General features: G+C 70.0%; 4 protein-coding genes. 2 read left to right on the forward strand and 2 right to left on the reverse strand.

Translation table 11 applies throughout. The features are described from left to right. Positions 1–1,146 (reverse strand): ABC transporter transmembrane domain-containing protein (locus DY245_RS34605; RefSeq protein WP_147318407.1); only part of this gene is annotated, 1,146 nt, incomplete at its 3' end. Positions 1,147–1,387: 241 nt separating this feature from the next. Here DY245_RS34605 and DY245_RS34610 point away from each other — a divergent pair. Next, positions 1,388–2,143 carry a L,D-transpeptidase family protein gene (locus DY245_RS34610; protein ID WP_128511071.1) on the forward strand — a complete coding sequence of 252 codons (756 nt, stop codon included), beginning with the start codon at positions 1,388–1,390 and terminating at the stop codon, positions 2,141–2,143. Positions 2,144–2,353: 210 nt separating this feature from the next. Then, on the forward strand, positions 2,354–3,742 hold the full coding sequence (locus tag DY245_RS34615; protein WP_128511072.1) for a cation:dicarboxylate symporter family transporter: 1,389 nt from the start codon (positions 2,354–2,356) through the stop codon (positions 3,740–3,742). A 65-nt stretch (positions 3,743–3,807) separates the two neighbouring features. Here the strand turns inward: DY245_RS34615 and DY245_RS34620 are convergent. Beyond that, the coding region (locus DY245_RS34620) for a Gfo/Idh/MocA family protein (protein WP_147318408.1) at positions 3,808–5,110 on the reverse strand (1,303 nt) is incomplete at its 5' end.

The raw sequence follows: 5,110 nt of genomic DNA on the forward strand, positions 1-5,110 counted from the left end.
GCCGCCGAGGCGTTCGGCGAGCCGGCCCGCGGCGTCGGGGTCGCCGCAGACCACGGCGGTCAGCCGGCCGGCCGGGGCGGTCAGGCCGCTGACCGGGTCGTGCAGATCGCCGGTGGGCGGTGCCTCGTGGCCGGTGGTCCGCCCGCCGGCCGGCCGGCTCTGCGCCAGTACCCGGGCCGTACGTTTCGCCGACGGCCTGGCGAAGGAATAGGCCTGGGCGAACTCTTCGAAGTTCTGTAGGGGGAAGAGCAGAAAGGCCACCGCGCTGTAGACGGTGACCAGTTGGCCGACGGTAACCGAGCCGTCGAGGGCGAGCCGGGTGCCGTACCAGACCACCGCGATGAGCAGCAGGCCCGGCAGCGCCACCTGGACGGCCGAGATCAGCGACCACATCCGGGCGCTGCGGACGGCGGCCTCGCGGACCTCTTGGGAGGCGCTGCGGTAGCGGCGGAGGAAGAGTTCCTCACCGCCGATGCCGCGCAGTACGCGCAGCCCGGCGACGGTGTCGGAGGCCAGCTCGGTGGCCCGGCCGGCCTTGTCGCGCTGCATGTCGGCGCGCCGGGTGGCGGGCGGCAGCAGCGGCAGCACGGCGAGCGCCAGGACGGGCACGCCGAGGACCACCAGGACACCGAGCTGCGGCTGGTAGAAGACCAGGGCGACGGAGACGCCGACCACGGTCACCACCGACGCACCGAAACGGGAGAGGGCCTCGACGAACCAGCCGATCTTCTCCAGATCGCCGGTGCTGACGGCGGCGATCTCACCGGCCGCCATCCGTCGGGTCATGGCCGGGCCCAGTTCCGTGGTCTTGCGGGCGAGCAGCTGCTGCATCCGGGCGACCGTGCCGATCCAGTTGGTGACGGCGGCGCGGTGCAGCATGGTGCTGCCGAGTGCGATCAGCGCGCCCAGCACGACGATCAGCCCGGCGGCCACGCCGAGCCGGCCGCCGCCGCGGTCCACCACGGCCTGCACGGCGAGCCCCACCGGCAGTGGGAAGGACGCGATGGCGCCGAGGTTCACCAGCCCCCAGAAGAGGGCCTTCAGTTGCCCGCCGAGCTGCTGTCTGCACAGCCACCGGAGGAAGGTGCCGCCTGTACGGACGTCCGGGACGCCGGGGTCGGTATGCGGAAGGTCGCGAAGGTGCATGAGGTCCCAGACGAGGTCGTGGTGGAGCCGTGGTGGATGGTCAGCGCGCCGTCACGGCAGGCGAAATGTCCCTCTCGCCCGTCTCGTCATCGGCGGAGGCCCTGGAAGATTGGCCCGCGGGGTGGGCTGATTTCAAACGGTTTTTCCGTTGCGGCCACGCCATTCGGACAATCGTGTGGCGAGGCGCGGACGCCGGGCGGGCGCTGAAGGGCCGTCAGGCCGACGGTGCGACGATGGGGGCATGCGAACAGTGGGCAGTGCGGTGCGGAGGGCGGCGGTGGCCGCGGCGGGGCTGGTGCTTCTGGCGGGCTGTGGCGGCGGCGCGGGCGGCCGGGACGGGGGCGGCAAGGACGACGGTGCGGGAAAGGGGGAGCGCCCCGGCGGCCCGGCCCGCGGGGCGTCGGCCACCACCCACCTCAAGAACATCCCCGAGGTCGGCACCGCCCTGCGGTCGCGGATCCCCGCCGATTCCCGTCAGGTCGTGGCGGTGTACGGGCGGGACGCGGACTCCGCCGATGCCACCGTCGTCCTCTACGAGAAGGGCGCAAAGGGCTGGGACCAGAAGGGGAGTTGGGCCGCGCATAACGGCCGGCGCGGCTGGACGGTGAACCACCACGAGGGGGACAAGCGCAGCCCCGTCGGTGTGTTCACGCTGACCGACGCGGGCGGTGTGCTCGCCGACCCCGGCGCCAAACTGCCCTATACGCACTCCTCGGCGTTCACCCCGCCGTCGTACTGGTCCAAGAACACCCGCCATGACTTCGACTACGTCGTCGCGATCAACTACAACCGCGTCAAGGGGACCTCGCCGCTGGATCCGAGCCGCCCGGAGGGGCAGCCCAAGGGCGGCGGGATCTGGCTGCACATGGACCACGGCAGCGGGACCTCCGCCTGTGTCAGCGTCTCGAAGGCCGGGATGCAGGCGTTGCTGCGCGCCCTCGATCCGGCGCGGCACCCCGTGGTGGTCATGGGGGACAAGGCGCATCTCGCGGCCTGAGCGTACGAGGTGGAACAAGGCAGGGCGAAAGCGGTTGTCGCGGTCATCCCGGTCCGAAAGGGGAGGGGCCGCGCGATCCGCCTTGGACCAAGCTCCAAGATTTCCCCGGAAGTTACATCGGGCTCTTTCGTGGTGAACAACAAGCGGCAATAGTGACGGACCGCGGAAGTCCATTTCCGCATTACAGAAACCGTCCATGTAGGAGTGCCCGTGCCGCACGCCACCGGAACCCTCACCCGCCGCGCAGGCCGTCTTTTGCGCACCAGCCTGTTCGTACAGGTACTCATCGCCCTGGTCCTCGGTGTCCTCGTCGGACGCCTGTGGCCGCAGGCGGGATCGTCGCTCCAGCCGCTCGGTGACGGCTTTGTCCGCCTGATCAAGGCGATGATCGCCCCGTTGGTCTTCTGCGTCGTCGTCGCCGGCATCACCAAGGCGGGCGACCTCAAGGCCTTCGGCCGCATCGGGGTCAAGGCCCTGATCTGGTTCGAGGTGGCCACCAGCCTCGCGCTCGTCATCGGCCTGCTGGCCGCCAATGTCTTCGCGCCCGGGGCCGGAATGCATGTCGACCCGGCGTCCCTGGACAAGGGCGCGGTGGAGGACAGGACGGGCGGCGGACAGCTGCCCTCCACCGCCCAGTTCGTCCTGGAGTCGCTGCCGAACAGCGCGGTCGGTGCGTTCGCCGAGAACTCGCTGCTCCAGGTCCTGGTGCTGGCCTGCCTGGTGGGCGCGGCGCTGCTGCACCTCGGGCAGCAGAAGGTGCCACAGCTCCTGCCGCTGATCGAGCAGGCTCAGGACGTCGTGTTCACCATCGTCGGCTACATCATGAAGCTCGCCCCGCTCGCGGTCTTCGGCGCCACCGCCCACCTCGTGGGGGAGTACGGACTGGGCGCGATGTCGACGTACGGCAAGCTGATCGCGGTCTGTTACGGCGTCGCGCTGGTCTTCCTCGTCCTGCTCGGATGTGCCCTCAAGGCCGTCACCGGGCTGAGCCTGTGGAAGTTTGTCCGCTACACCCGCGAGGAACTGCTGCTGGCGCTCGGCACCGGCTCCAGTGAGACCGTGATGCCGCGGATGATGCAGAAGCTGCGGGCCGCGGGCTGCCGGGACGACGCGGTGGGCCTCGTACTGCCGACCGGCTACTCCTTCAATCTCGACGGTGCCTCGATCTATCTCTCCATCGGCACGCTCTTCATCGCCCAGGCCATCGGCGTCGATCTCTCGCTCGGGCAGCAGATCACCGTCGTGCTGGTGCTGATGCTGACCAGCAAGGGCATGGCGGGGGTGCCGGGTTCGGCGTTCCTCGCGCTGTCCGCGACCGCCTCCGCGCTGGGCGTCATCCCGGCCACCGCGGTCGCCCTGCTGCTCGGCGTCGACCGGATCATGGACTCGATGCGGGTGGCGACCAATCTGCTCGGCAACTGTGTCGCGGTCTTCGCGGTGTCCCGCTGGGAGGGCGCGCTGGACCGGGTGACGGCGAAGAAGGTCATGAACGGTGAGCAGCCGGTCACCCCGGCCCATGAGGCGGAACCGGCCCCGGAGCAGCCGCTGGAGGCCTCCTCCGGGCCGGGCACCGTACCCGCCACGAGCGGCGAGAAGTGACGTGCCGGGCCCGGCGGCGCGCGGCCGCCCGCCGGGCCCCGGAGCGTTCCTGTCCCCTGGTCCCTCTACTCCTGTGGCTTTGGTGAATCCATCCCCGGGCGGGCCTTCTTCCACAGCCCCCGGGTGAAGTCGGGAATCTCCTGCGGGGCGCCGTTCGCCTTGATCGAGCGGTCGCTGAGCGGCACCGGCGCGGTCCAGGTCGCCGCGTCATAGACGTCGAAGTCCGGTACGAGGCCCAGCCGGATGCACTGGATCAGTCGGAAGACCAGCATGTAGTCCATGCCGCCGTGCCCGCCGGGCGGATTGGCGTGCTCCTTCCAGAGCCAGTGGTCCCACTCCGCGTACTTGCTGAAGTCGCCCCACTCGTCGTTGTTCTGGTCCGGCTCCAGATAGATCCGCTCGGGGTAGTCCTCGAAGAGACCCTTGGTGCCGCCGAGGCTGTTGATGCGGCTGTAGGGGTGCGGGGTGGAGACATCGTGCTCCAGCCGGATCACCCGCCCCTTGGCGGTCTGGACGAGGCTGATCGTCCGGTCGCTCTCGATGTACGACTCCTTCCAGCTGGGGTCGTTCGCCGGCATGTGCTCCTTGCGGTACGCGGCGAGGCCCAGCGCGGGGGTGCCGACGCTGGAGATGCGTACGGCGCGGTCACCGCGGTTGATGTCCATGTAGTTGGCGACCGGGCCGAATCCGTGGTTGGGGTACAGATCGCCGCGCAGCCGGGTGTGCCACAGGCGGCGCCACGGGCCCTCGTAGTACTTGGGGTCGAACATCAGGCCGCGCAGATCGTGGATGTACGCACCGGCGCCGTGCAGCAGATCGCCGAACAGGCCGGCATGCGCCATCCGCAGCACCCGCATCTCGTTCCTGCCGTAACAGCAGTTCTCCAGCTGCATACAGTGTCTGCGGGTCCGCTCCGAGAGGTCGACCAGCTCCCACAGCTGGTCCAGGCGGAGCGCGAGGGGGCACTCGACGCCTACATGCTTGCCGTTGAGCATCGCGGTCCTGGCCATCTCGAAGTGCCAGTCCCAGGGCGTGGCCGCGTAGACGAAGTCGATGTCGCCGCGCTTGCAGAGGTTCTCGAAGTCATGGTCGCCGTTGGTGTAGACGGCGGGCGCGGGCTGCCCCGCCTTGGTGACCTTCTTGGCGGCCTTGGCGGTCTTCTCCTTCACCGGGTCGCACAGTGCGACGACGCGTACGCCCGGCACTGCGAGAAAGAGATCGATCATGCTGCCGCCGCGGTTGCCGAGGCCGATGATGCCCACGCGTACGGTGCTGCGCTGCTCGAACGGCACCCCGATCATGGTCTTGCCCTTGGCCTCGGGCGTCGTGGCGGCGGCCGGCGCGGGACCGGCCGCCCCGGGCGCGGCC

Origin of the sequence: Streptomyces inhibens (assembly GCF_003389455.1) — a bacterium.
Lineage (GTDB): Bacteria > Actinomycetota > Actinomycetes > Streptomycetales > Streptomycetaceae > Streptomyces > Streptomyces inhibens.

Excerpts from the sequence above, each read along its gene's own strand:
- DY245_RS34610 (WP_128511071.1), top strand. The coding sequence starts at position 1,388 with ATGCGAACAGTGGGCAGTGCGGTGCGGAGGGCGGCGGTGGCCGCGGCG.